Here is a 25,116-nt window from a genome sequence, read left to right as displayed (position 1 = left end):
AGAAGAGACGTAGAACCTGTGACCACGCATTTTGCCCCGCACCACCGTGAGGCAGCTGTGACTCCACCCTGTCCTCCTCCCGTCTTCCCCTGTCCTCGTTGTCCTCGTTATGCGCGGGTGTCCGGCAGCAGCGGCACCAGCGCGTCCCACCGCGCGATCTCGCACCCGTTCGTGCGGTCGAACCGCGCGTCCACAGGGCGCCCCGCCCAGGTCCCCGTGACATGCGCGGTGGCCGGACCGCCGTACAGCATCGTGCACATGGTGCCCGGCGGCACCGGACCGAAGGGGTCCTTGCCCCAGGTGGTCTTCCCGTCCAGCTGCTGACAGGCCCCGTCCACATCCGGGTGACTGCCGCCACCGGGGTGACACCGCAGTTCGTACCTCCCGTCCGCACCGTTTCCCATGCCGTGGACGGTCACGGTCAGCCGGTCCCCGGAGTCCTCGTCGCGGGCCGGCGGGGGCATCAGGGCGGAGAGGGGGGCGCCGACCATGGGGCTGCCGGACATAGGTGGGTCGGACATGGGGCTGCCGGACATGAGGGCGCCCGACATAGGCGCGGCGGACGCGCCCGACGCGACGGGTACGGCGGACAGCGCGGCGGTGGCGGACGCGGCGGCGGTGAGAACGAGACGGCGCAACATGCCCTGACTAACGCGACGCGCCCCGCACGGTTGCACGACGATCCGGCCACCACCCCCTTCCCCCGGCTTCCCCCGCTTCCCCCTTTCCGCCCTCCCGCCCTCCCGCCGAATCCGGGCTTTGCTCTGCGGCCCGCCTGCCTAGTACCGTGGGGGGCGATTGGTGACACCGCACTCGACTGTGTCATCATCTGCACGCACCACTCGCGCTCGCGCGGGCGGCTGTGCGGGAGGCGTCGCCTAGTCCGGTCTATGGCGCCGCACTGCTAATGCGGTTTGGGCCTTCAAGCCCATCGAGGGTTCAAATCCCTCCGCCTCCGCGCCAAGATCCGAAGCCCCGGTCCATCTGGACCGGGGCTTCGGCGTTACCCAGCCCTGGAGTGCGTTTGCCCAGCTCACAAGGGGTGCGGCAAACGGATTTCACATGGCGGCGGCAGTCATGTAATGTTCTTCCTGTCGCCGCGAGCGGGCCAAAAGCCTGGGGAACGGGACAGCAGGACAAAAACAAAACAAGCACTCGTAGCTTAACGGATAGAGCATCTGACTACGGATCAGAAGGTTGCAGGTTCGAATCCTGCCGAGTGCACAGCAGGCCAGAGGCCCCGTGGAGGAATCCACGGGGCCTCTGGCTTTTGTCTTGACGGCAGCGCCCGGGGGTGAGAGGTGGGCGAAGGCCGCCTGTGCTTGTTACTCACTTTCGGTTGGCGTCGCACGCGTTGGTGGGGTGGCGTGGCAAGGGTGGCGAATGTCCGGGGTCAACGGGCGCACGGGCAGTCGTCGTTCCGAGGCGTCAAACTGGTGCATATGGTTCATGAATGGGAGATACATGGGAGAGTCACAGTAATATGCGTGATTCGTAACGTAGTTCACGTCTCATCCGCATTACCGGCACATCGGGTCCACGGTGTGGATGCGCGGCCGACCGGTCGCCACCCCCACACCGCACACCCCGTCGGCCGACTGGCCGCAGGCGGGGTTGTGCGTGCACTGAGCAGGGAGAACCTGTGCCTGTTTCCAAGATCGTAACCGCCCGCAGTCTGGCTGCCGCCGCGCTTGCAGCCGGCGCCCTGGTCGGGGCGGTGACGCTGCCGGCGTCCGCGGCCGACCACAGCCCGCACTGGTCGAACGTGGAGATCAGCGACGTCCAGTACGACGTCCCGGGCCGCCGCAACGACGACTCGAACCGCTCCCTGAACAAGGAGTGGGTGGAGATCACCAACAACAGCCGCTACGGCGTGAACCTGGACGGGTGGACGCTGGCCGACGAGGACGGCCGCACCTACACCTTCCACCACTACCGCCTGGACGGACGGGCCACCGTCCGCGTCCATACCGGCGAGGGCCGTGACAGTCGTAGCGACCTGTTCCAGGACCGTCGCCACGAGTTCTGGGACAACCACTCCGACACGGCCACCCTGCGCAACGACTACGGCCGCTTCGTCGACGACTTCTCCTGGGGCGACCGTGACCGCGACCGCGACCACCGCGGCGGCCACCACGGTGACCGCGACTACCGCGGCGGCGACCGTGACCGCGACTACCGCGGCGGCGACCGTGACCGCGACTACCGCGGCGGCGACCGTGACCGCGACCACCGCGGCGGCGACCACGGCGATCGCGACCACCGCGGCTACCGCCGCTGATTCCCCCGGCCCGCCTGACCGTCCGAAGCGAGAACGAGCCTCCATGAGGATCGCTTACGCCCACCCGGACGACGTCGCCAAGCTGCCGGCCTTCCGTGCGGAGGCCGGCAGCTTGGCTCTCGCGGCTTGGTACCGATCAGTGGCAGCGGCCCTGCCTTGCGGAGGCCGGCACGGGTGCTCAGCACCTCGAAGGAGCGGTTCAGGTTGCAGCGACCGGCGCCACCATCAAATCGCAGGCTTGATTCGCCGTCGTCACCAGATCCACATCCCTCCGATGACGCCATCAGGGCCAAGGAAGTGGGCCGCCTCAGGGCCCACCCGAGAGTCATCGTCCAGAGGGATGGCGAATCGGTGCTCGCCGAAGTCCAGGGCGAGGATCTGGTCCGGATCCAGTTCATAGCCGTCGACCGTCTTGCCGATGTAGCTGTGCATGACGTCCAGCGATCCCGGTTCAGGGAAGCGCCACTCGCGGCCGTCGTACAGGCCGAATGGATCACTCAAGGCCCGCAGGACCGGTCCGTCAAAATGCAGCTCGACGTAATCACGTACGAAGTGCACGGCACCCACCTCCGCACCCATCAGCAGCTGGAGCGGGTTGTCCGGGTCAACAGTTTCCACGAGATCATGCTGGCATGAGCCCCGAGGTTCGATGGCGGGGGGCTTCCGGGGCGGCCGGCAGGGCGACGATCGTGATCGGCCGTTGGCGGTCGCGGAGTTTCGGCTCCGCCCCACGACAGCCCTTGCGCAGGTGCGTGTTCAGTTCTCGCGGATACGGCGGGCCTTGGCCAGGAGGTTCCGGGGCAGCCCCGGTCCCGCGCACGCATAGTCGATCAGCAGGTCCCGGTAGGCGGTGTTCGCGAGCTCCGGCGCCATGGCGATCAGGGCCCGCAGGTCGTCGGACGAGCCGGACAGGCGCGTGCGATACGCGGCACCTGCGGCACGCAGGGAGACTTCCTGCGGTTCGTGTTGCAGGCCCTGTTCGACGAGGGCCACAGCTGCGGCGAAGTCGCCCTGCTCGGCACGCACGTCGGCCAGGTCCAGGTAGAGGGACCAGTTGGCGGGGTCCAGGGTCAGGGCGTCTTCGAAGGCCTCCGCAGCCTGGTCGAGGTCGCCCATCGCCCGCCAGGTGTTCGCCCGCGCGACTGCGGTCCACATGACCCGGTCGACGGTATCGGCGCGGTCGCAGAGGGCGAAAGAGAGCTCGTAGCGTCCGCAGGCCCGGGGCAGTCGGGCCATGGCAGCGAGCGATTCCGGCACCGGACTCCGTTCGGACACCACGTCGATGGTGTGAAACCAGGGCGCGAACCGTTCACGCATCTCGTCGGTGTCCAGGTCGTGGCCGTAGTCCAACGTCCGCAGACACGCCTCCGCCAGTGCCTGGGCACTCACCGCGTCGAGAAGACGCGCATCGCCGAACCATGGGGCAGAGCCCCACGGCACGTCCGGCCGCGCGCCCGTGACCGAACCAAGGGCCATCACCGCGTCATCCATGTCCCCCTTGAGGAACAGGAAGTACGCCTGCGCCAGCACAGCGCTCAAGGAGCCGTCCCCTTCGAGACCCGCCTCCAGCTCCGAGCGCCGGTCCCGCCACAAGTCGGCGAGGGTCGCATAGGGCTCCGGGGCCGCCGGCGCGGAGGCTATCGCCCCCACCAGCAACTTCACGGCGCCGACCGGACTTCCGCCGCAGTGCGCCATCACACGAGCGAGACTGACGCCCGCCGCCACTGACTGATTCGACATCGCCAGAGAATATCCATGGCCAAACTTGGCCAAAGGTTCTGTGACCCCTTCCGCTTGCGCGGCAGCACGCAGTTGATGATCCGTGAGTGACGGCAACCCTGACGGCAACGACGGCACACAGAGGCCGATGATCACCACAGTCGGCGATCACTCCGGGAGGAGGCGAGCCATCCTCCCAACGAGCTGCCCGATCCTACGGATCAGTACAGATCAGAAGGTTGCAGGTTCCAATCCTGCCGAGGGCACAAAGGTGAGAGGCCCCGGATAAGATCCGGGCCTCTTTGCGTTCGGGGGCGGACAGCAGGGGCTGGGCGAGAAGGGGGTCTTATGAGTGAGCGTGACGACATCGATGGAGTCGACTACGAAGATCCCTTTGAGCGGGGGAAGATGGACTGGACGTTCTTCCGCGGGGTCCTTCTCGCCGGATTTCTGCTGATGATGATCGCCTTTGGGATCTTCACGTGGGCGTTCGCCCATCGGAACCCCTACTAGGCCGGCCTCTGTGTGCGGAGCTCTTCCCGGTACTCGCTCATCAGCTCGCCCGTGCGGGTGAACCAGTCGTGCAGGACGGCTACTTCGGCAGGGGTGTACTCGGCGAAGAGTTCGGTCAGGCGGGCGTAGTAGGGCTCGTAGAGGGCCAGGACGCGGGTGACCGCGGCCGGTTGCGCGGCGATGCGGACGCGGCGGCGGTCCGTGGGGTCGGGGCGGCGGGTGACGTAACCGGCGCGTTCGAGGCGGTTGAGGATGCCCGTGACGGCCCCGGTCGTCACATGCGCGCGCTCCGCGAGGTCGCCGGCCGTGAGCAGGGTGTCGCCGGCCTCCAGGACGAACCCGAAGCACGTGAGGTCGGTGACGTTCAGGTTCAGCCGCTGGGCCATCTCCTGCTGGCCGAACATGCTCGCCGCGATGAGGTGGTCCATGGCGGAGAGCGCCTGTGCCGGTGTCGCGGGTGGGCGCGGGTAGGGCCGCGAGTGCGGTGTGCCGCCCTGCTGCATCGACATTCCCTTAGTCCGTGAGAGGTTTTAGTGCTGAATTTCTTAGGTAGTGAGGGGTTGTGAGTCTAGTCGTTGGCTTAGGAGGGGGCTGGAGATGAGCCAGTGGGACGAGGGGCACACCATCGCGGGGTGGACCGGGTGCGGGATCGCCACGGTAGGAGTGGCGGGAATCGCTGTCGGCGTCTGCACCGGGAACGCCCTGGGGGTGTGGGGCGGGCTGGCTGTCGTGGCGATCGGTGCCGCGGTCACCTGGGCGCTGCACCTCTCCGGCTGGGGCAAGCCGCCGGGGCGCCGGCCCGCCGCGCAGTGGGGGTTGCGGGTCAAGGACCTCACCGCGCGGGAGGGGCATCCCGGGTGCGTCGGATGCCGGCTGGCGGGGCGGGGGCGGCCTGCGGAGTTTCCGGTACGGGTGGCTGGGGAGGCGGGCACGGGTGAGCCGGTGAGCCGGTGAGCGAGTCCGCCGGCTGAGTGCTTCGTCGTCGTTCTTCTTCCTTAGTTCTTCCTGGTCAGGGGCAGAATCGATACCTCCGTCGCCTATCGGGTGAACATCCTTGCTATCGCCCCGAGTTGACCTTCCGTGTGCCTATTTTCCGGAGCGGAGGTGATGCTCGATGTACGAGCAGAACACGCCGCCGGACGAGTCGGCGGCACAGCGGCAGGACGCGATCGACATCAATGACTTCGTGTTCGCGGCTACGGGGGCGCGGGTGCGGAGGCTTACGTTGCCGGATGGGGAGCACTGGTTTCCGGCGGCGGACGTGGCCCGGCACCTGGGGTACACAAACACGCGCCAAGCCCTGCAGATGCACGTTGCCGCAAACTGGCAGAAGCGTCTGAGCGAGTTTGCACGAGGCGTCTATACAGCAGACACCCTGAGCAAACTCGCAGGTCACAGGCTGCAAAAGTCAATGAAGATGGTGAACCTCAAGGGGCTGGTCCAGCTCGTGAACGGTTGCACTAAGCCTGAGTGTGAGCCGTTCAAAGTCTGGGTTTCCGAGGTCATCGAGACTATCCAGCGTGATGGCTCCTACTCCCTCGAACCGGCCCCCATCCAGCCCGCCCCCAGCGGCGGCACCGCGTACGTGATGCCCCAGCAGGTCGCCGACGCCATCGTGCGGCTCGAAGAGCGGAACGTCCGGGCCGACGAGATGCTGCTCGCCTTCCAGGAGGAGCGCGGCGAGCTGTTGCGGGAGATCAGCCTCAGCCAAACCGTGATCGCCGACGCGCTGCAGCAGATCGCCAACGCTCTGGCTCACCCTGCCGCCCGTCCCCGGCCCGCTGCCGTACCGAAGCTGACGCCTCAGGAGCTCCTCGCGGCCTGGAAGGAGAAGAACCTCGTCGTCACGGAGGACATCCACGCTGTGGCGGCCTACCTGGCTCCGGCGCTCCTGCGGGGCGGTGCCCGTTACCGCCTGGAGGAGATTGCCGGCCGAACGGGGCTGGCGCAGTCGCGTGTGTATGACTGTGTACGGATGCTGCTCAAGCGGGGCTGCATGCGGCAGCAGGGCTGCACGCCGGAGGGGGCTCCGGTGTACGTGCTGCCGTAGTGCCGTAGGAGCGCAGTGAGAGAGGCCCGAAGCCGCAAAACGACGTTGCGGCTTCGGGCCTCGTCGTACGTTAGCGGACCGCTTGGCTTGGTGCGGCGATGTTGCACGAACCGTCTATGGAGTAGACGGTTCGTGCAACATCGCTGGTCAGGACCGTTGTCAGTGCCGCCCCCTATTGTCGTCGGTGTGCGGCAGGCATGGAGATGTTCGGGGTTGCGGTGGGCGTCGGACGGGCCCGTGCTCGTGTGGGGCGGGGGGCGCCGGAGCCCGCTGGCCTGGGGGAAGCAGGTGGCGTTCGGTGTGGTGGACGGGGGTGTGCGGACGTGTGTGGGGGCGCGGGGGCATGACTGCCCCGTGCGGGCCGCCGTGTCGGGGCGGAGTACCGGGGCGCGGTGCGAAGAGTGTGCGCGGCTGGACCGGGCGCACTCCGTGGCCGCCGACACGATCGCCGATGACCCGCGGCCGTACCACGTGTATCTCGCGTGGTTCGGGCCCGGCATGGTGAAGGTGGGGATCACCCGGGTCGAGCGGGGGTCCGCGCGGTTGCTGGAGCAGGGGGCCGTCACGTTCAGCTGGCTGGGGGAGGGGCCCTTGATGGCCGCGCGGCGGGCGGAGGAGTTGCTGCGGGCCGCGCTCAAGGTGCCGGATCGGATTCCGTACGCCGACAAGCGGGCCGTGCGCGCGGCGCTGCCGGGGCCAGGCGAGCGGGTGGCCGAGATTGAGGAGTTGCACGCGCGCGTGGGGCGGCTCGATGCCTGGCCCGAGTCGCTCCGGCGCGCGCCGTTCGAGCCCGTCGATCACACCGACGTGTTCGGGCTGGCGGGGATACCCGCCGTCGAGGGTGTCGTGAGCGAGTTGGCCGCGGGCTGTGTGGTCAGTGGTGAGCTGTGCGCCGCCGCCGGGCCCGATCTGCACCTCGCGACCGAGAGGGGTGTTGTCGTTCTTGATACGCGGCTGATGACGGGGTGGGAGCTGACCGGTGTCGGCGGTGAGGCCGGACTGACCGTTCCCGTAAGGGAGATGGGGGAGCGCAGTGTGCAGGACGGGCTCTTCTAGCAGGCGGGACGGTGTCTTTACGGCGTGCCGGAAAAGGTCTCTTCCGGCACGGCGGAATGGTCAAGACTTCGATCCCTTTTGGATCCCGTTCGGAAAGGTGCTGGACGTGCCGTGGCGCCCGAGCCGAGAGTGGCGGACATGAGCGATCACTTCATTGCGCCTGTCGCTGCTGCACCTGTCGCCGAACCCGTCGCGGCCCATGAACCCCCGTACTACGCCGTCGTGTTCACCTCCGTGCGGACGGAGGGCGACAACGGATATGACGAGACCGCCGAGCGCATGGGCGAGCTGGTGAAGGAGATTCCCGGGTTCCTCGGGGAGGACGCGGCCCGTACGCCGGGCGGGCTCGGGATCACCATCGCCTACTTCCGGGACGAGGCCTCCATCGACGAGTGGCGCCACCACATGGAGCATCAGGCGGCGAAGAAGTACGGGCGCGCCCACTGGTACGAGCGCTACACCCTCCACATCGCCAAGGTCGAGCACAGTCATGGATTCGAGCGTGCCCGTGGCTGAGCAGGCGGAGAAGGCTGGGAAGGCTGAGGCGGCGGAGGTCCGGGGGTTCTGGGAGCGGCTCGGGTTTCCCGGGCTCGTCGACGTGCACACGCACTTCATGCCCGAGCGTGTGCTGCGCAAGGTGTGGGACTACTTCGACGGGCTCGGGCCGCTGACGGGCGGCGTCGAGTGGCCGATCACCTATCGCGGGGACGAGGACGAACGGCTCGCGGTGATCAGGGAGTTCGGGGTGCGGGCCTTCACGGCCATGCTCTACCCGCACAAGGCCGGCATGGCCCAGTGGCTCAACTCGTGGGCCGTCGACTTCGCCCGCCGGACCCCCGACTGCCTGCACACGGCGACCCTCTTTCCCGAGCCGGGCGTCGAGGCGTATGTGCGTGCGGCGGTGGACGAGGGGGCGCGGGTCTTCAAGGCGCATGTGCAGGTGGGGGCGTACGACCCGGGGGATCCGCTCCTCGATCCGGTGTGGGGGCTGCTCGCCGAAGCCGGGGTCCCCGTCGTGATGCACTGCGGGTCCGGGCCCTCACCCGGCAAGCACACCGGGCCCGGTCCGGTCGCCGCCGTACTCGCCCGGCATCCCCGGCTGCGGCTCGTCGTCGCGCACATGGGGATGCCGGAATACGATGACTTCCTCGACCTCGCCGAGCGGTACGGGGAGGTGCGGCTCGACACGACGATGGCGTTCACGGACTTCAGCGAGCGGTTCGCCCCGCTCCCCCGGCGCGCTCTTCCCCGGCTCGCGGATCTTGGCGACCGCGTCCTCCTCGGCACCGACTTCCCGAACATCCCGTACCCGTACGCCCACCAGTTGCACGCCCTGGAACGGCTCGGGTTGGGGGACGACTGGCTCCGGGCGGTCTGCTACGAGAACGGCGCACGCCTCTTCAAGATCAACCACTGAACCGCTCGGCCTCGGACACTCGATGATCTTCCAAGGAGTTGCCTGAGAGGCACCTGTGTGTTTCTCAGGAAAATCACAGGTTCCCGAAAGCATGCTCTCAGAGGACCCCGACAAGGTGTCCGCTATGACCACGACCTCGCCCCAGGGGCGCACCGAACTGCTGAGGCCGGACGGGAGCCCCGTCCGAGTGCTTGTGGTGGACGACGAGCTGTCGATCACCGAACTGCTCTCCATGGCCCTCCGCTATGAAGGCTGGCAGATCCGCAGCGCGGGTGACGGACAGGGTGCGGTGCAGACCGCCCGCGAGTTCCGCCCCGACGCTGTCGTCCTCGACATGATGCTGCCCGACATGGACGGGCTGACCGTCCTGGGTCGGCTGCGTCGCGAACTGCCCGAAGTTCCGGTGCTGTTCCTGACCGCGAAGGACGCCGTCGAGGACCGCATCGCGGGCCTGACCGCCGGCGGCGACGACTACGTCACCAAGCCGTTCAGCCTCGAAGAGGTCGTGGCCCGGCTGCGTGGGCTCATCCGCCGTTCCGGTGCCGCCGACCGGCGTTCCGACTCCGTGCTCGTCGTCGGGGACCTCACCCTCGACGAGGACAGCCACGAGGTGTCGCGGGCCGGCGAGAACATCCACCTCACCGCGACCGAGTTCGAGCTGCTGCGCTTCCTGATGCGCAATCCGCGCCGGGTGCTCAGCAAGGCACAGATACTCGACCGCGTGTGGTCGTACGACTTCGGTGGCCAGGCCAACGTGGTCGAGCTCTACATCTCGTATCTGCGCCGCAAGATCGACGCCGGGCGCGAGCCGATGATCCACACCCGGCGTGGGGCCGGTTATCTGATCAAGCCCGCCGCGTCATGAGCGGGCGACGACGGCCGCGTACGCAGAAGAGGCGAGCACGACAGCCGCGCACGCTGCGGACGCGGCTCGTCGTCTCGGCGGTCGCACTCATCGCCGTGGTCTGCGCCGTGATCGGCACGGTGACGACCATCGCGCTGGGGCAGCATCTGGATCAGCAGCTGAACAGCCAGGTCACCGAGGCAGCCAAGCGAGCCGGAGGGCCGCCGGGGAATCCGGGCAAGGGCAATGGGCTGCCCATGGACCCGAACAGTGACCCGTCGGCGACCACCTCCAGCGTCTCCTCGTCGGAGGACAGGCTCGACTTCTTCGTCAGCCAGGGGACGCAGAAGGACACCATCGCCGCTGCGGTCGACAACGACGGCGGAGTCACCCAGGCGGTCATCGCCAAGGAGTCCACCACCAGCGGTGTCTTTGAACGCATGAAGGGCGTCAAGCTCAACGAGGCCCAGAAGGCCGCGCTCGGCTCCGTATCCAAGACCGGCATCCACACCATCGACATCCCGGGCCTGGGCGAGTACCGCGTCACGTACGTCCATGGCGGCAAGGGCAACTTCTACGTCGCCCTCCCCACCGCGTCCGTCACCAACACCATCAACACCCTCATCATCGTCGAGGTGAGCGTCACCGCGGCCGGTCTGATCGCGGCCGGCATCGCGGGCAGCGTCCTCGTCGGTGTCGCCCTGCGCCCGCTGCGCAAGGTCGCCGCCACCGCCACCCGCGTCTCCGAACTCCCCCTGCACAGCGGGGAAGTCACCCTGTACGAGCGGGTTCCCGAGTCCGAGGCCGATCCGCACACCGAGGTCGGTCAGGTCGGCGCGGCCCTCAACCGCATGCTCGACCACATCCACGGCGCCCTGCACGCACGGCAGCAGAGCGAGATGCGCGTACGGCAGTTCGTCGCCGACGCGAGTCATGAGCTGCGTACGCCGCTGGCCTCCATCCGCGGGTACGCCGAGCTCACCAGGCGTGGCAGGGAAGAGACCGGGCCCGACACCCGGCACGCCCTCGGGCGGATCGAGTCCGAGGCCGGGCGCATGACGGGGCTCGTCGAGGACCTGCTGCTGCTCGCGCGGCTCGACGCGGGCCGCCCGCTCCAGTACGAGCAGACCGACCTCGTACCCCTGGTCATCGATGCCGTCAGCGACGCGCGGGCGGCCGGGCGGGACCACAACTGGCGGCTGGAGCTGCCGGAGGAGCCCGCGCTGGTGTCGGCGGACGCCGCACGGCTCCAGCAGGTGCTGGTCAATCTGTTCGCGAACGCACGCACGCACACACCACCGGGTACGACCGTGACCGCGCGCGTCCACCGGCACGGGCCGTGGCTGTGCGTGGACGTCCAGGACGACGGGCAGGGTATCCCCGCGGATCTGCTCCCCCGTGTCTTCGAACGGTTCGCGCGCGGTGATTCCTCGCGCTCCCGGGCCTCCGGCTCGACCGGTCTGGGGCTCGCCATCGTGCAGGCCGTCGCGTCCGCGCACGGCGGTGCCGTGACCGTCGACAGCATCCCGGGCAGGACCGTGTTCACCGTGCATTTGCCTGCGCTTGTCCCGGAAACAAATTGGCAATCGCACTCACAGGTACAGCACAGCGCCACCACATGGGTGCAACAGGGCGTCTGACGAGAGTCGTTGTCATGCGAACCGACTCTTCTCCCGGCAATCTGCCGGCGCGGGAGCACCTCCCGGCCGGAGACGCCGGTACGCCTGTCCTGGACGTAGTGATCCCCGTCTACAACGAGGAGAAGGACCTCCAGCCATGTGTGCTCAGACTGCACGAGCACCTCAAGCGCACGTTCCCGTACGCGTTCCGCATCACCGTTGCGGACAACGCGTCCACGGACACCACCCCTCAGGTGGCCGCGCGGCTGGAGTCGGAGATTCCGGAGGTCAGATCCTTCCGGCTGGAGCAGAAGGGCCGCGGCCGGGCGCTGCGGACGGTGTGGTCCGCCTCGGACGCGCCGATCCTCGCGTACATGGACGTGGACCTGTCCACCGACCTCAACGCGCTGCTGCCGCTGGTGGCGCCGCTGATCTCCGGTCACTCGGACCTCGCGATCGGCTCGCGGCTGTCCCGCTCCTCGCGTGTCGTGCGCGGCGCCAAGCGGGAGTTCATCAGCCGCACGTACAACCTGATCCTGCGCGGCTCGCTGCAGGCCCGCTTCTCGGACGCGCAGTGCGGCTTCAAGGCGATCCGCCGTGATGTCGCCCAGGTGCTGCTGCCCCTGGTCGAGGACACCGGCTGGTTCTTCGACACCGAGATGCTGGTGCTCGCCGAGCGCGCCGGACTGCGCATCCACGAGGTGCCGGTCGACTGGGTCGACGACCCGAACTCGACGGTGCACATCGTGAAGACCGCGACGGACGACCTCAAGGGGGTGTGGCGGGTGGGACGTGCTCTCGCCACCGGTTCGCTGGCGCTCGACCGGCTCGCCCGGCCCTTCGGGGACGACCCGCGCGACCGCGACCTGACCGACGTACCCAAGGGCCTGGCCCGGCAGCTGGTCGGCTTCTGTGTGGTGGGCGCGCTGTCCACCCTCTTCTACCTGCTGCTCTACAGCGGCTTCCGCTCGTTCTCGGGGTCGCAGGTCGCCAACGCGCTCGCCCTGCTCGTGTCGGCGGTCGCCAACACGGCGGCCAACCGGCGGCTGACCTTCGGTGTACGCGGCCGGGGCGGCGCCGTCCGGCACCAGGCACAGGGCCTCGTCGTCTTCGGTATCGGTCTCGCCCTCACCAGCGGCTCGCTCGCCGCGCTGAACGCGGCGACGACCAGCCCCTCGCACTCCACGGAGCTGGCGGTCCTCATCGCCGCGAACCTCGCGGCGACGGTGTTGCGGTTCCTGCTCTTCAGGGCCTGGGTCTTCCCCGACCGGCGCGACGACACGCCGTCGTCGTCCCAGGTGGTGACCTCGCACAACCCGGCCTCGCCCACCTACTCGACGGCGCAGCACCACTCGGCCGCCCAGCACGCCCAGGCAGGGCACCCGCCGCTGCCCCAGCGCCCGACGGCGCCGCAGTCTTCGTACGACACGTATGACACAGCCCAGTTCCGCGCCGGTGAAGCCGCGGACCGCACCTGGGGGGACTCGACCATGCAGTTGCAGGCGGTGCGCCCGCACGATCACGATCACGATCCGAGGAACGCGCGATGACCACTCAGCCCGATACGGATACGAGCCTTCCGGGGGGCGCGAGCCCCTCCGGGGGAGCCAGTCCCTCGTGGGGGCCTCCCACGTCGACGGCCCTGCAGGAGCCGGTCGTGCCCGCCGTGGCCCCGGTTCCGGCGCCCGGCGCCGGTGAGCCCAAGCAGCCCCTCCCGCGCCGCTTCTGGCGCGGCCGGCCCGAGGACCCGCGCTGGGTGCGCCCCGCCTTCCTCGGCCTGCTGCTCGCCACCGCGGTGCTGTATCTGTACAACCTGAGCGCCTCCGGGTACGCCAACTCCTTCTACTCGGCGGCCGTGCAGGCCGGCAGTCAGAGCTGGAAGGCGATGTTCTTCGGCTCGCTCGACTCGGCCAACGCCATCACCGTCGACAAGCCCCCGGCCTCGCTGTGGCCGATGGCCCTGTCGGTGCGGATCTTCGGCCTCAACTCGTGGGCGATCCTCGTCCCCGAGGTGCTCATGGGCGTCGCCACGGTCGGCGTCCTGTACGCGGCCGTCCGGCGCCGCTTCAGCCCCGCGGCCGGTCTGATCGCGGGCGCGGTGCTCGCGCTCACCCCCGTCGCCGCGCTGATGTTCCGGTTCAACAACCCGGACGCGATGCTCGCGCTGCTGATGACCGTCACGGTCTACTGCGTGATCCGCGGCCTGGAGGACGGCCGTTCGAAGTGGCTGGTCTGGGCGGGTGTCGCGGTCGGCTTCGCCTTCCTCGCGAAGACCCTCCAGGCCTTCCTGATCCTTCCGCCGCTCGCCGTGCTGTACGCGGTCTGCGCGCCGGTGACGCTGAAGAAGCGGTTCGGGCAGCTGGGCCTCTCGGCCGTCGCGATGGTCGTCTCCAGCGGCTGGTGGGTCGCGATCGTGGAGCTGTGGCCCGCGTCCTCCCGCCCGTACATCGGTGGCTCGCAGAACAACTCCTTCCTTGAGCTGACCTTCGGCTACAACGGTCTCGGCCGCATCAACGGTGACGAGACCGGCAGTGTCGGCGGCGGTGGCGGCGCCGGTGGCACCGGGCAGTGGGGTGAGACCGGCTGGAACCGGATGTTCAACTCCGAGATCGGCAGCCAGATCGCGTGGCTGCTGCCGGCCGCGCTGATTCTTCTCGTCGCCGGGATCGTGCTGACGCGCAAGGCCAAGCGGACCGACCTGGCCCGCGGTTCGTTCCTCGCCTGGGGCGGCGCGCTGCTGATGACCATGGTCGTCTTCAGCTACATGGCCGGCATCTTCCACCAGTACTACACGGTGGCGCTGGCCCCCTACATCGCCGCCGTCGTCGGCATGGGCGCGACGGTCCTGTGGGAGGAGCGGAGCAAGATCTGGGCGTCGCTCACCCTCGCGGGCGCGGTCACCGCTACCGCGGCCTGGGGTTACGTCCTGCTCAACCGCACCTCCGACTACCTGCCCTGGCTGAAGTGGCTCGTGCTCATCGGCGGTCTGGTCGGCGCGCTCGGCCTGATCTTCGCGGCCAAGCTGGGGCGTCAACTGGCGCTCGCGGCGGTCGGGCTGAGCTTCGTGGCCTCGGTCGCGGGCCCGACGGCGTACACCCTCTCCACCGTGAACACCGGGCACACCGGGTCCATCGTCACGGCCGGTCCGGCCGGGGCGAGCATGATGGGCGGCGGGGGCGGTCCTGGTGGCGGCGGCGTCGGCGGCCGTGGTGGGTTCGGCGGCGGTATGCCGGGCCAGAACGGCACCACCCAGAACGGCAACGGCAACACCCAGCAGGGTGGCGGCATGGGGCAGCCTCCGACCGGCGGCACCGGTGGCACGGGCGGCTTCCCCGGTCAGAACCAGCAGGGCAACGGCACCTCCCAGAACGGCCGGCAGGGCGGCCCCGGCGGTCAGACCGGCGAGGGCGGCATGGGCGGTGGCGGCGGCGTCGGCGGTCTGCTCAACGGCGCGACCGTCACCTCCGAGGCCAAGAGCCTGCTGTCGAAGAACGCGGACGACTACACCTGGGCGGCCGCGGCCATCGGCTCCCAGAACTCCGCGAGCTACCAGCTCGCCACCGGCAAGCCCGTGATGGCGATCGGCGGCTTCAACGGCACGGACCCGTCTCCGACGCTGGCCCAGTTCAAGAAGTACGTGGCGGACGGCAAGATCCACTACTTCATCTCCAGCGGTTCGGGCGGCGGCATGGGCGGCAGCAGCAGCGGTACGTCGTCGCAGATCAGCTCGTGGGTGACGGCCAACTTCAAGAAGGTGACCGTGGGTTCGGCCACGTTCTACGACCTGACGCAGGCGGCGAGCAGCAGCTCCAGCAGCTGACGGTTCCTTTCGCGGGGTGATGGCCCGGAGCGTTTGCTCCGGGCCATCGGTCTGTCCGGGGGTGTCGCCATACTTTCTTGTACGGCGTATGGGAACTGTTCTACGGTGTACAACATGTCAAGCACGCCGATATCCCAAGGCCCCCAAGGTCCCCTTGCCGCCCAAGGACACCCCCAGCGCTGGCTGATCCTCGGCGTCATCTGTCTCGCGCAGCTCACCGTGCTGCTCGACAACACCGTCCTGAATGTCGCGATCCCCTCCCTCACCCGGGAGCTGGACGCGTCCACCTCGGACATCCAGTGGATGATCAACGCGTACTCGCTGGTGCAGTCCGGGCTGCTGCTCACCGCGGGCAGCGCGGCCGACCGTTACGGGCGCAAGAAAATGCTGGTGGCGGGGCTGGCGCTGTTCGGGATCGGGTCACTGGTGGCCGGACTCGCGGGCTCCACCGGGCAGTTGATCGCCGCGCGGGCGGGGATGGGAGTGGGGGGTGCGCTGCTGCTCACCACCACGCTCGCCGTGGCCATGCAGATCTTCACGCCCGACGAGCATCCGAAGGCCATCGGTATCTGGAGTGCCGTGAACGCGCTCGGCTTCGCGGCCGGGCCGCTCCTCGGCGGCTTCGTGCTGAACCACTTCTGGTGGGGGGCGATCTTCCTCGTCAATCTGCCGGTGGCGGCGCTGGGGCTCGTCGCGGTGGTGGCGCTCGTACCCGAGTCGAAAAATCCGCGGGGCGACCGGCCCGACCTGCTGGGCGCGCTGCTCTCCACCGTCGGTATGACCGCGCTCGTGTACGCGATCATCTCGGGGCCCGGGCAGGGGTGGGCTTCGGGGCGGGTGCTGGTCACGGCGGGGGTGGCTGTGGTGGTGCTCGGTGTGTTCGCGTACTGGGAGAGCCGGATTCCGTATCCGATGCTCGATCTGCACTTCTTCCGGGACCGGCGGTTCACGGGGGCCGTTGCGGGGGCGGTGCTCATCACCTTCGGGATGGGTGGCGCTTTGTTCCTGCTCACTCAACATCTCCAATTCGTCCTGGGATACGGGCCGTTGGAGGCGGGGCTGCGGACCGCTCCGCTCGCCCTGTCCGTCGTCGCCCTGAACTTCTCCGGTCTGTCCGCGAAATGGACGGCGAAACTCGGGACCCCGGTGTCGATCGCGCTCGGCATGGTGCTGATGTCGGCGGGGCTGGTGTCGATCGCGACGCTCGCCGCGCACGGGTACGGGGGCACGCTGCTCGGGCTGCTGCTCATCGGCGCGGGGTGTGCGGTGGCCAACCCCGCCATGGCGCACGCCATCATGAGCGCGATTCCCCGGGAGAAGGCGGGCGTCGGTGCGGGCATCAACGGCACGCTCGCCGAGTTCGGCAACGGGCTGGGGGTGGCCGTGCTCGGCGCGGTCCTCAACTCGCGGTTCGCGGCGCTGATTCCGGTGGCGGCGAGTTCGTTGCCGGCGGCGCTCGGCTCGGCTCGGTCGGCGCAGGAGCGGGGGCGGATCACGGACGCGTTCTCGTCGGGGCTGGAGACCAGCCAGTTGGTGGGTGCGGTCGCCGTGCTTCTCGGTGGACTCCTGGCGGCGGCGTTGCTGCGGCGGGCGGAGAGGGCAGACTCCGCGGTGGCGGTTTCCGCGTAGCGCCCGCTTAGCATCATCGAGGAGGGCGGACCGGAGGATTCCGGCCCGCCGCGCAGAAGTACGTACCCGCAGTCCGAGTTCCTAGGAAGGTGCGCCATGGTGAGGGCAGCCGACCGGGCCAAGCGTCCGGCGCGGACCAGTGTCTGGCTGGAGGGCAAGGCCCCCCGGGGCGGTGCGGCTCGGGGCGGTGGGCAGCCGTCGGGGCTCGACCGGGAGCGGATCACCGAGGTCACGGTGCGGTTGCTGGACGCGGAGGGGTTGGCGAAGTTCTCCATGCGCCGGCTGGCCGCCGAGCTGAACGTCACCGCGATGTCCGTGTACTGGTACGTCGACACCAAGGACGACCTGCTCGAACTCGCCCTCGACGCGGTGTTCGGTGAACTGGAGCTGCCGGACGCGGAGTCGGGGGAGGACTGGCGCGATCAGCTGCGCGCGCTGGCCACCGGGTACCGGGCGCTGCTGGTGCGCCATCCCTGGGTGTCGCCGCTCATCGGCAACTTCCTGAACATCGGGCCGCACTCCATGGCGTTCTCGCTCTGCGTGCAGCAGGTGGTCCGCAACACGGGGTTGCCGCCGTACGGGCAGATGGGCGCGCTGTCGGCGGTGTTCCAGTTCGTGTACGGCTTCGGCACGATCGAGGGGCACTTCGTGCAGCGTTGCGCCTCGGCGGGGATGTCCCAGGACGAGTACTTCCGCCAGGCCATGAGCACGATCAGCGAACAGCCGCAGTTCGCGGCGAACTTCGAGAGTGCGGCGGATCTGATGGAGGCGCGTGGGGGTGACACGGTCGAGGAGATGCGAGAGCGGGACTTCGGCTTCGCCCTGGAGATGCTGATCGCCGGCATCGAGACGATGGTGGCGCGCGGCTGAGGGTCCCCGTGCGTGGGCCACTGCGCGACCAGCCCCCACTCACCCGCAGCCGACACACAACCCCACCCACCCCCATGGGGTCGAAGGGGCGGAGCCCCTGGGGATGGGACGGGTAGGGGCGGCGGGGGCGAGAATCCCGTTAGGGCTGGGGGGCCAGGTGGGCCGGGAAGCCGCCGGTGGCGACCGGGCCCCAGCGGTCGGGGGTGATGCGGATGATGGACTTGGCCTGTTTGAGCATCGCCGCGCGGTACTCGTCCCAGTCCGGATGCTCGCCCGCGATACAGCGGTAGTACTCGACAAGAGGTTCGACGGAGTCCGGCGCGTCGATGACCTCGGCGCTGCCGTCGATCTGAACCCACGGCCCGTTCCACTCATCGCTCAGGACGATCACGCTGACGCGCTCGTCCCGCTTGGCGTTGCGGGTCTTGGCGCGCTCGGGATAGGTCGAGACGACGATGCGGCCGGAGTCGTCGACCCCGCAGGTCAGGGGCGAGCCCTGGGGGCTCCCGTCGGCCCGGCGGGTGAGAAGGATGGCGCGGTGGCGGGGGCGTACGAAGTCGAGCAGTTCGTCGCGGGAGACAGAGGTGTTCGTCGCGATGTTCGGTGCCATGGGCCGCAGCCTACGGGCTGGACGGTGCTCCGGCCTGTCCCTGCCGTGCCTACGCCTGGGGCAGCGATTCGCCCTGCACCGCCTGGATGTCCAGCTCCACCTTGAGCGTCGTACCGATCGCGGCGATGCCCGCCTGCACGACCTGGTTGTAGCGCATCGCGAAGTCCTCGCGGTGCAGTTCCGTCGTGGCGCGGAACGCGGCGCGGGTGCCACCCCAGGGGTCGGCCCCGGTGCCGAGGTAGGCGAGGTCCAGGTCGACCGGGCGTACGACGCCGTGCAGGGACAGTTCGCCGTGGATGGTCCAGCGGTCGGAACCGGCGGGGGTCACGGCGGTCGAGGTGTAGGTGATGTGCGGGTACGCCTCGGCGTCCAGGAAGTCCGGCGACCTCAGGTGCCCGTCGCGCATGCCGTTGCCGGTGTCGATGGAGGCCGCGGAGATCGTCGCCTGAACGCGGGACTTGGTCACGTCGTCGGGGGCGATCTCGATCGTGCCCGAGAAGTCGGTGAAGCGGCCGTGCACGCTGGAGATGCCCAGGTGCTGGGCGACCGCGCCCACGGAGGAGTGGGCGGGGTCGATGGTCCACGGGCCGGGCGGCGGCAGTTCGGTGCCGCCCTGGCGGGCCAGGGTCACGTTGCCGACCTCGGCGCGGCCGGCGGCGGTCACGAGGGCGCTGGATGCGGCGGGCGCGTACCCGACCGCCGTGACGATCACGGTGTACGCGCCCGGCGCGAGGGCGGTCGTGTCGTGGACGGCTCCTTCGGTGTCCGCCTCGGCGCGCAGCACCTGGGCGCCCGTCATGTCGGTCACCGTGACGACCGCGTGCGACACGGCCCATCCGTCCCGCGTACGAATGCGTGCGGTCAGTCCCATCCCGTTTTCTCCCTGCAAGACACGAAAAATTGGTCGTAATGAAACCGGCCCGTGGGGGGCGCACCTCCGCTCAGAGTGCGCGCTTCCCCACGGGCCGGGGCTCGAACTACTCGCCGGGGTGAGCGAGTTCGATGTGGTGGTCGTCGACGCCGCGGCCGGAGACCGTCAGTGCCGTCGCCACCGGCGGGTAGCCCGTCGCGATGACGGTGTACTCGCCGCCGTCCAGGTCGGTGAAGGCGTACGCGCCGTCCGTGCCCGTCCTGGCCGTGCCGACTACGTTGCCCGCCGCGTCCACCAGCGTCACGCGGGCGTCGGCGAGGGGGCCCTGCGGCGCCCGTACGACACCCTGGAGCTGGGCGCCCGAGTCGAGTTCGACCTCGATCCGGGTGACCCCGGCGCCGCCGACCTCGACGGGCAGGGCCCGCGGCCGGTGACCCGCCGCGTTCACCGCGACCGTCACGACACCCGGCACCAGCTCGGCGAAGGTGAACTCGCCCTGCTCACCGGTGGTCCCGGTGGCCAGCACATCACCGCGTACGTCGGTCACGATGACCATGGCGTCCTTGACCGCCGTACCGCCGTCGGCGGCCCGCACGACACCGCTCAGCCCGCTCGTGCCGCTCAGCAGGATGTCGTACGCGACCGGCTCGTCGTTGACGACGATCGTCGAGGCCTGCGGCTGGAAGCCGTCGGCGGAGGCGATCAGGACGTAACTGCCCACGCCGGGCGCGTCCACCGTGTAGGAGCCGTCGGCCTGGGCGACCGAGCGGCCCAGCTGCCGTCCCGCGAGCGAGATCAGCGTGACCGCGGCCTGCGGCACGGGCGCGCTCTCGGCGCCGCGGACGTAACCGCGTACGGGAACGCCACTGGAGGCGGGCAACGGGGTGGTCTCCTTCGTCGCCGTGGCGACGGCGGACAGCCGCTGCGTGCCCTCGGGACCCGCTTCGGTCTCCGCGACGGCCCAGCTCGGGACCTTCTCGTCGGTGGCGGGAGTCCCGGCGGCGGGAGCCCCGGCGGTGGAAGTCTCCGCCGGCGTTTCCGTCTTGGCGTCCGCCGCCTGGGCCAGCGCGCCCGACGTCCGCAGCGGGACCTCCTTGATGAACAGCACGATGAAGAAGGCGATCAGTGCCATGCCCGCGGCGATCAGGAAGACGTCCGCGATGCCGTGGCCGTACGCGCTCTCCATGACGGTGCGCAGCGGCTTGGGCAGCTTGTCCATGTCCGGGATGCTGGAGCTGGAACCGGACGCCAGCTTGGCGTACTTGGGGCCGAGGTCGGTCAGACCGTCCTTGACGTAGTCGGTGATCCGGTTGGCCATGACCGCGCCGAGCGCGGAGACACCCATCGCACCACCGAGGGAACGGAAGAACGTCACCGTGGAGCTGGCCGAGCCGAGGTCGGCCGGGGCCACCTGGTTCTGCGTGGACAGCACCAGGTTCTGCATCATCATGCCGACGCCGAGGCCCAGCAGCGCCATGAAGATCGCGATGTGCCAGTAGGCCGTGTCGTAGCGGATCGTGCCGAGGAGGCCGAGACCCGAGGTCACCAGGACGCCGCCCGCGACCAGCCAGTACTTCCACCGGCCGGTCTTGGTGATGATCTGGCCGGAGACCGTGGAGGCGACGAACAGGCCGGCGATCATCGGGATGGTCATGACGCCCGACATCGTCGGGGACTTGTCACGGGCCAGCTGGAAGTACTGGCTGAAGAAGACCGTGCCGGAGAACATCGCGACACCCACGAAGAGCGACGCGAGGGAGGAGAGGGTGATGGTGCGGTTGCGGAACAGCCGCAGCGGGATGATCGGCTCGCTCGCCCTGGACTCGACCAGCACGAAGATCAGGCCGAGCACGATCGAGCCGCCGACCATCGCGTACGTCTGCCACGACACCCAGTCGTACTTGTCACCGGCGAAGGTGACCCAGACCAGCAGCAGCGAGACCGCGGCGGAGATGAAGAACGCGCCGCCCCAGTCGACCTTCACGTCCCGCTTCACGACGGGCAGGTGCAGGGTCTTCTGCAGCACGATCAGCGCGATGATCGCGAACGGCACACCGACGTAGAAGCACCAGCGCCAGCCGAGCCACGAGGTGTCGGTGATGACACCGCCGAGCAGCGGACCGCCGACGGTTGCGACGGCGAACGTCGCGCCGAGGTAGCCGGAGTAACGCCCGCGCTCACGCGGGGAGATCATCGCGGCCATCACGATCTGCGCGAGGGCGGACAGACCGCCGACGCCGATGCCCTGGACCACTCGGCAGGCGATGAGCATGCCGGCGTTCTGCGAGAGACCGGCGGCAGCCGATCCCAGGACGTAGATGACCAGCGCTATCTGAACGAGCGCCTTCTTGCTGTACAGGTCGGAGAGCTTGCCCCACAGGGGCGTGGTCGCGGTCATGGCCAGCAGCGAGGCCGTGACGACCCAGGTGTAGGCGGACTGGCCGCCGCCCAGGTCGCCGATGATCTCGGGGAGTGCGTTGGAGACGATCGTCGACGACAGGATCGCGACGAACATTCCGAGCAGCAGCCCGGAGAGCGCCTCCATGATCTGCCGGTGCGTCATCGGAGCGCCGTCGGCGGCGCCTCCGTGCTTGGCGTGAGAGCCCCGCACACCGGCTGGTGTGGTCGTTGCCATGGGCTTCCTTTTCTTACGTACTTACGCGGGTGTACGGGTGGTCAGTTCTGTTGCGCTGTCGCATACGGGTGCGGGTGGAGCGGCCGCTGTGTGGTGGAGCGGCAGTCGCCGAAGCTCTCGCGCAGCCGGCCCATGAGTGCGATGAGCAGCCCGACCTCGTGGTCGGACCAGTCGCTCAGCCGGTCGGCGAGGAGCCGCGAGGTGCGCCGGGAGAGCTCGTCGAGCTGCTCCTGACCCGAGGGGGTGAGGTGGAGGATGCGTGAGCGCTTGTCGGCCGGGTCGGGGGACCGTTCGATCCAGCCCCGGTCAGCGACATGCGCGACGTGGCGGCTGGTCACCGACATGTCCACGGAGAGCAGCTCCGCGAGCCGGCTCATCCGCATCTCGCCGTACCGGCCGAGCAGCGTCAGCACGGCGGCGGAGCCCCCGGGGCAGTCGGGCGGCAGGATCCGCCCCATGTCCCTCTTCACGGCACCGATGGCACTGAGCTGACGAGCCAACTCCTCGTACTGCGCCTGCTCGGCCATCACACCTCCCGTATTCGTTGCTTGGGGCAACCATAAATCAAGTTGGTTGCCGCAGGCAAACGAAATCCTTGCGAGCGGACCTAAAAACTTGGCAAAGGCAAGTATTGGCGAACGTAAACTTGCAGGTGGGAGGGGGTAGCCGGCTGGGGATGCGCTGAGAGTGAGCTGGGAGGGCGGGACCGTGGTCCTGGGGCACCAGGTAGGGCCCCGCACTTGGGCAGCCCTCATGAATTCGCTAGTGTCCTGACCCATGGCAAACACCCAGGGCCCCGAGGGCAACTACGACCCCGCGGGCAGCACCCAGATGTTCCGTGCCTTCGTCGACGAGGCCCCCCAGAGCCGTCAGCAGCAGGCCGTCGCTCCGGCGGGCCCCCGCGTCGGCCTCATCGTCGGCATCGTCGTCGCCGTGGCGATCGTTGCCGCGGTGGCCTGGCTCGCACTGAAGTAGTAACGGGCGTGCGGGGCTGACCGGTGGGGCGGTGAAGATCAGGGCGAAGCCCCGTCTTCAGGGGTGCGGGGCTGCGACCTTTTGCGGCTCCGCCGCGTGGGCGCCACCAGCCCCAACGGACCCGCACCCGACGAACCAGCCGGCGGTCACGTCCACTGGAGGGTCACTTCCACTGGACGGACACGTCCCGCGTCTCGATGTGCATGCCCAGCGGCACGCGCCACGCGTCGACGCACACCGTCCAGGTCTTGTCCTTCTTCGCGCCGGCGGCGATCGGTGCGGGAAGGTCCTCGGTGGATTCGATCGTCGCCCAGTCGATCCCGAGCGCCCCGATGATGTGCGTCCCGAAGGTCACCGTGCCCGAACGCACCGCCGTGCCCCCGGTGTTGCGGAACGAGACGGTCACCTTCTCGCACCACCGCTGATCGGTGGCCTCACGCGAGGGATCGCCCACGCTGAGCACGGCGGGCCCGGCGCTCGCCGTGGACCCGGGTGCCGTCGGGGCCGGCGACGCGGACGCGCCTCCCGAACCTCCGCTCGTGCCACCTGAGTTGCCGCCCCCGGACGAGGATGTCGACGTACCGCCGCTGCTGTCGGCTGCTCCGCCGCCGCCCTGATCGCTGGTGCCGGATCCCGTAGCCGTCCCACCGGAGCCGGAGCCGGAGCCGGAGCTGGAAGCCGAGGCCGAGCTCGATGTCGATTCCCCGGAGCCCGAACTCCCGGACGTTCCCGCCCCCTTGGAGCCGGCCGCCGTGTCGCCCTTCAGTGGCATCAGCGACACATTCCCCGTGGGGGCCACCACCGCCCCCGACGCCCGGGGCGAACCCCCGGCGGCTCCGACAGCGACGTACCCGTCCCCGCCGCCACCGCTCCCGCAGGCGGCCAGCACCGTACCCAGGCAGACCACAGTCGCCGAGGCACCCACAAGGGCACCTCGACGACCACGTATCGACTCTCGACGCATCGCGCCAGTGTGGCTGACGATCCGTCAATTATGAACCCTCGGGAGGCTCCTGAGGCGAACCTCAATCGGCGCCTCAATCGGAGCCGCAGCCGGAGTCTCAGTCGGAGATGAGCCCTTCCCGCAGCTGCGCCAGGGTTCGGGTCAGCAGCCGGGAGACGTGCATCTGCGAGATGCCGACCTCCTCGCCGATCTGCGACTGGGTCATGTTCGCGAAGAAGCGGAGCATGATGATCCGGCGCTCGCGGGGCGGAAGCTTGGCGAGCAGCGGCTTGAGGGACTCGCGGTACTCGACGCCCTCCAGAGCCGTGTCCTCGTAGCCGAGGCGGTCCGCGAGGGAGCCTTCGCCGCCGTCGTCCTCGGGGGCGGGGGAGTCGAGGGACGAGGCCGTGTACGCGTTGCCCACGGCGAGGCCGTCGACGACGTCCTCCTCGGACACGCCCAGGACCGCGGCGAGTTCGGTGACCGTCGGAGAGCGGTCGAGCTTCTGCGAGAGCTCGTCGCTGGCCTTGGTGAGGGCCAGGCGCAGCTCCTGGAGGCGGCGCGGGACGCGGACGGACCACGACGTGTCGCGGAAGAAGCGCTTGATCTCACCGACGACCGTCGGCATCGCGAACGTCGGGAACTCGACGCCGCGTTCGCAGTCGAAGCGGTCGATCGCCTTGATCAGGCCGATCGTGCCGACCTGGACGATGTCCTCCATCGGCTCGTTGCGGCTGCGGAAGCGGGCTGCCGCGTAGCGCACGAGCGGGAGGTTCAGCTCGATGAGGGTGTCACGGACGTAGTTGCGCTCGGGGCTGTTCTCGTCCAGCGCGGCGAGCCGCAGGAACAGGGAGCGGGACAGGGTGCGGGTGTCGATGGCGCCCGAGGACTCGGGGGCCTTGACGGCTTCGGGGGCCGGGACGGCCGGAGCGGCGTCGGGGGCCGGAAGGGCCGGGACATCGTGAAGCGCGTCGTGCGTCTCGGGCGCTGCCTCGCTCTTCATGAGCGTGAGCACCTTCGAGCTGCCCTGGTCTGCGGACATGCCACCCCCTTTGGGTCGCGGACGGTCGCGGCAGTCGCTCCCGTCGGAGGAACGCAGCCTCCACCTGAATACCGGAGGCGGGGCCGCGGCAAACGCGCTTCCGGCAGAATGTCACATGTCGGCAACACGCTGTAGTGACATGTCGACATGGAGGGGGTGAATAGGCCCTGGAAAGAGGGGGTCTGACGGTTTTTCAGCTCTGAACTGTCGGAAAAGGAGCCA

24 protein-coding genes and 2 tRNA genes are annotated in these 25,116 nt (G+C 69.2%); 16 read left to right on the top strand and 10 right to left on the bottom strand.

Features of this window, described 5'->3' with window-relative positions:
- Nucleotides 1-107 precede the first annotated feature (107 nt).
- Complete coding sequence (locus AB5J50_RS24865) at nt 108-641, bottom strand: SSI family serine proteinase inhibitor (protein ID WP_369260543.1); 534 nt, start codon at nt 639-641, stop codon at nt 108-110.
- Nucleotides 642-867: 226 nt separating this feature from the next.
- On the opposite strand from AB5J50_RS24865, the gene AB5J50_RS24860 reads away from it, so the two are divergent.
- The 3 genes from AB5J50_RS24860 to AB5J50_RS24850 all read left to right on the top strand — a co-directional run bounded on the left by AB5J50_RS24860 (nt 868) and on the right by AB5J50_RS24850 (nt 2,281).
- A tRNA-Ser gene (locus tag AB5J50_RS24860) sits at nt 868-958 on the top strand.
- Between the two features lie 193 nt (nt 959-1,151).
- Nucleotides 1,152-1,224: transfer RNA gene (locus AB5J50_RS24855), tRNA-Arg, on the top strand.
- 433 nt (nt 1,225-1,657) lie between these two features.
- Nucleotides 1,658-2,281, top strand: coding sequence for a lamin tail domain-containing protein (locus AB5J50_RS24850; RefSeq protein WP_369265502.1), 624 nt, complete (start codon nt 1,658-1,660; stop codon nt 2,279-2,281).
- A gap of 252 nt (nt 2,282-2,533) precedes the next feature.
- On the opposite strand, the gene AB5J50_RS24845 is transcribed toward AB5J50_RS24850, so the two are convergent.
- Together AB5J50_RS24845 and AB5J50_RS24840 are read right to left on the bottom strand one after the other, a co-directional pair.
- Entirely contained in the window at nt 2,534-2,899 is a 366-nt protein-coding gene (locus tag AB5J50_RS24845; RefSeq protein WP_369260542.1) for a hypothetical protein, read from the bottom strand.
- A gap of 138 nt (nt 2,900-3,037) precedes the next feature.
- The gene (locus tag AB5J50_RS24840; RefSeq protein WP_369260541.1) at nt 3,038-4,021 is read right to left on the bottom strand and encodes a tetratricopeptide repeat protein; all 984 of its coding nucleotides are present in this window, start codon (nt 4,019-4,021) and stop codon (nt 3,038-3,040) included.
- A 327-nt stretch (nt 4,022-4,348) separates the two neighbouring features.
- Here AB5J50_RS24840 and AB5J50_RS24835 point away from each other — a divergent pair, with 327 nt between their 5' ends.
- Complete coding sequence (locus AB5J50_RS24835) at nt 4,349-4,513, top strand: hypothetical protein (RefSeq protein ID WP_369260540.1); 165 nt, start codon at nt 4,349-4,351, stop codon at nt 4,511-4,513.
- Here the strand turns inward: AB5J50_RS24835 and AB5J50_RS24830 are convergent.
- On the bottom strand, nt 4,510-5,022 hold the full coding sequence (locus AB5J50_RS24830) for a MarR family transcriptional regulator (protein ID WP_369260539.1): 513 nt from the start codon (nt 5,020-5,022) through the stop codon (nt 4,510-4,512). The two genes, AB5J50_RS24835 and AB5J50_RS24830, sit on opposite strands and share 4 nt — an antisense overlap.
- An 88-nt stretch (nt 5,023-5,110) precedes the next feature.
- On the opposite strand from AB5J50_RS24830, the gene AB5J50_RS24825 reads away from it, so the two are divergent.
- From AB5J50_RS24825 to AB5J50_RS24775, 11 genes are all read left to right on the top strand, one after another.
- Nucleotides 5,111-5,467: an HGxxPAAW family protein gene (locus tag AB5J50_RS24825; protein ID WP_369260538.1), complete on the top strand. Its 357-nt coding sequence runs from the start codon at nt 5,111-5,113 to the stop codon at nt 5,465-5,467.
- Nucleotides 5,468-5,627: 160 nt separating this feature from the next.
- A complete protein-coding gene (locus AB5J50_RS24820) occupies nt 5,628-6,563 on the top strand; it encodes a Bro-N domain-containing protein (RefSeq protein WP_369260537.1) in 936 nt (311 codons plus the stop codon).
- Nucleotides 6,564-6,749: 186 nt separating this feature from the next.
- Nucleotides 6,750-7,619 (top strand): DUF2797 domain-containing protein, encoded by an 870-nt coding sequence (locus AB5J50_RS24815; protein WP_369260536.1) that lies wholly within the window; start codon nt 6,750-6,752, stop codon nt 7,617-7,619.
- Nucleotides 7,620-7,757: 138 nt separating this feature from the next.
- Nucleotides 7,758-8,135: an antibiotic biosynthesis monooxygenase gene (locus AB5J50_RS24810; RefSeq protein ID WP_327429972.1), complete on the top strand. Its 378-nt coding sequence runs from the start codon at nt 7,758-7,760 to the stop codon at nt 8,133-8,135.
- Complete coding sequence (locus AB5J50_RS24805; RefSeq protein WP_369260535.1) at nt 8,122-9,036, top strand: amidohydrolase family protein; 915 nt, start codon at nt 8,122-8,124, stop codon at nt 9,034-9,036. The genes AB5J50_RS24810 and AB5J50_RS24805 overlap by 14 nt, the downstream gene beginning before the upstream one ends.
- A 124-nt stretch (nt 9,037-9,160) precedes the next feature.
- On the top strand, nt 9,161-9,901 hold the full coding sequence (locus AB5J50_RS24800; RefSeq protein ID WP_327429970.1) for a response regulator transcription factor: 741 nt from the start codon (nt 9,161-9,163) through the stop codon (nt 9,899-9,901).
- A complete protein-coding gene (locus tag AB5J50_RS24795; protein WP_369260534.1) occupies nt 9,898-11,520 on the top strand; it encodes an ATP-binding protein in 1,623 nt (540 codons plus the stop codon). Before AB5J50_RS24800 ends, AB5J50_RS24795 begins: the two co-directional genes overlap by 4 nt.
- A gap of 14 nt (nt 11,521-11,534) precedes the next feature.
- Nucleotides 11,535-13,049 carry a bifunctional glycosyltransferase family 2/GtrA family protein gene (locus AB5J50_RS24790; protein WP_327429968.1) on the top strand — a complete coding sequence of 505 codons (1,515 nt, stop codon included), beginning with the start codon at nt 11,535-11,537 and terminating at the stop codon, nt 13,047-13,049.
- Nucleotides 13,046-15,319 carry an ArnT family glycosyltransferase gene (locus AB5J50_RS24785; protein WP_369260533.1) on the top strand — a complete coding sequence of 758 codons (2,274 nt, stop codon included), beginning with the start codon at nt 13,046-13,048 and terminating at the stop codon, nt 15,317-15,319. The genes AB5J50_RS24790 and AB5J50_RS24785 overlap by 4 nt, the downstream gene beginning before the upstream one ends.
- 114 nt (nt 15,320-15,433) lie before the next feature.
- Nucleotides 15,434-16,948, top strand: coding sequence for an MFS transporter (locus AB5J50_RS24780; protein ID WP_369260532.1), 1,515 nt, complete (start codon nt 15,434-15,436; stop codon nt 16,946-16,948).
- Nucleotides 16,949-17,044: 96 nt separating this feature from the next.
- A complete protein-coding gene (locus AB5J50_RS24775; RefSeq protein ID WP_327429965.1) occupies nt 17,045-17,818 on the top strand; it encodes a TetR/AcrR family transcriptional regulator in 774 nt (257 codons plus the stop codon).
- A 139-nt stretch (nt 17,819-17,957) separates the two neighbouring features.
- Here the strand turns inward: AB5J50_RS24775 and AB5J50_RS24770 are convergent, their stop codons facing one another.
- The 4 genes from AB5J50_RS24770 to AB5J50_RS24755 form a co-directional block, all read right to left on the bottom strand.
- On the bottom strand, nt 17,958-18,428 hold the full coding sequence (locus tag AB5J50_RS24770; RefSeq protein ID WP_369260531.1) for a PPOX class F420-dependent oxidoreductase: 471 nt from the start codon (nt 18,426-18,428) through the stop codon (nt 17,958-17,960).
- A 49-nt stretch (nt 18,429-18,477) separates the two neighbouring features.
- Entirely contained in the window at nt 18,478-19,299 is an 822-nt protein-coding gene (locus AB5J50_RS24765) for a YceI family protein (protein WP_369260530.1), read from the bottom strand.
- A gap of 106 nt (nt 19,300-19,405) precedes the next feature.
- Nucleotides 19,406-21,934: an MFS transporter gene (locus AB5J50_RS24760; RefSeq protein WP_369260529.1), complete on the bottom strand. Its 2,529-nt coding sequence runs from the start codon at nt 21,932-21,934 to the stop codon at nt 19,406-19,408.
- Between the two features lie 41 nt (nt 21,935-21,975).
- The gene (locus AB5J50_RS24755) at nt 21,976-22,461 is read right to left on the bottom strand and encodes a MarR family winged helix-turn-helix transcriptional regulator (protein WP_369260528.1); all 486 of its coding nucleotides are present in this window, start codon (nt 22,459-22,461) and stop codon (nt 21,976-21,978) included.
- Between the two features lie 250 nt (nt 22,462-22,711).
- On the opposite strand from AB5J50_RS24755, the gene AB5J50_RS24750 reads away from it, so the two are divergent.
- Nucleotides 22,712-22,909, top strand: coding sequence for a hypothetical protein (locus tag AB5J50_RS24750; protein ID WP_327429960.1), 198 nt, complete (start codon nt 22,712-22,714; stop codon nt 22,907-22,909).
- 163 nt (nt 22,910-23,072) lie between these two features.
- On the opposite strand, the gene AB5J50_RS24745 is transcribed toward AB5J50_RS24750, so the two are convergent.
- Nucleotides 23,073-23,834, bottom strand: coding sequence for a hypothetical protein (locus tag AB5J50_RS24745; RefSeq protein ID WP_369260527.1), 762 nt, complete (start codon nt 23,832-23,834; stop codon nt 23,073-23,075).
- A gap of 136 nt (nt 23,835-23,970) precedes the next feature.
- Nucleotides 23,971-24,894: an RNA polymerase sigma factor SigF gene (locus tag AB5J50_RS24740; protein WP_369260526.1), complete on the bottom strand. Its 924-nt coding sequence runs from the start codon at nt 24,892-24,894 to the stop codon at nt 23,971-23,973.
- Nucleotides 24,895-25,116: the final 222 nt, after the last annotated feature.

This window comes from Streptomyces sp. R35 (assembly GCF_041053035.1).
In the GTDB taxonomy this organism is placed as follows: domain Bacteria; phylum Actinomycetota; class Actinomycetes; order Streptomycetales; family Streptomycetaceae; genus Streptomyces; species Streptomyces lutosisoli.
This window is presented reverse-complemented; position numbering and strand designations above follow the sequence as displayed.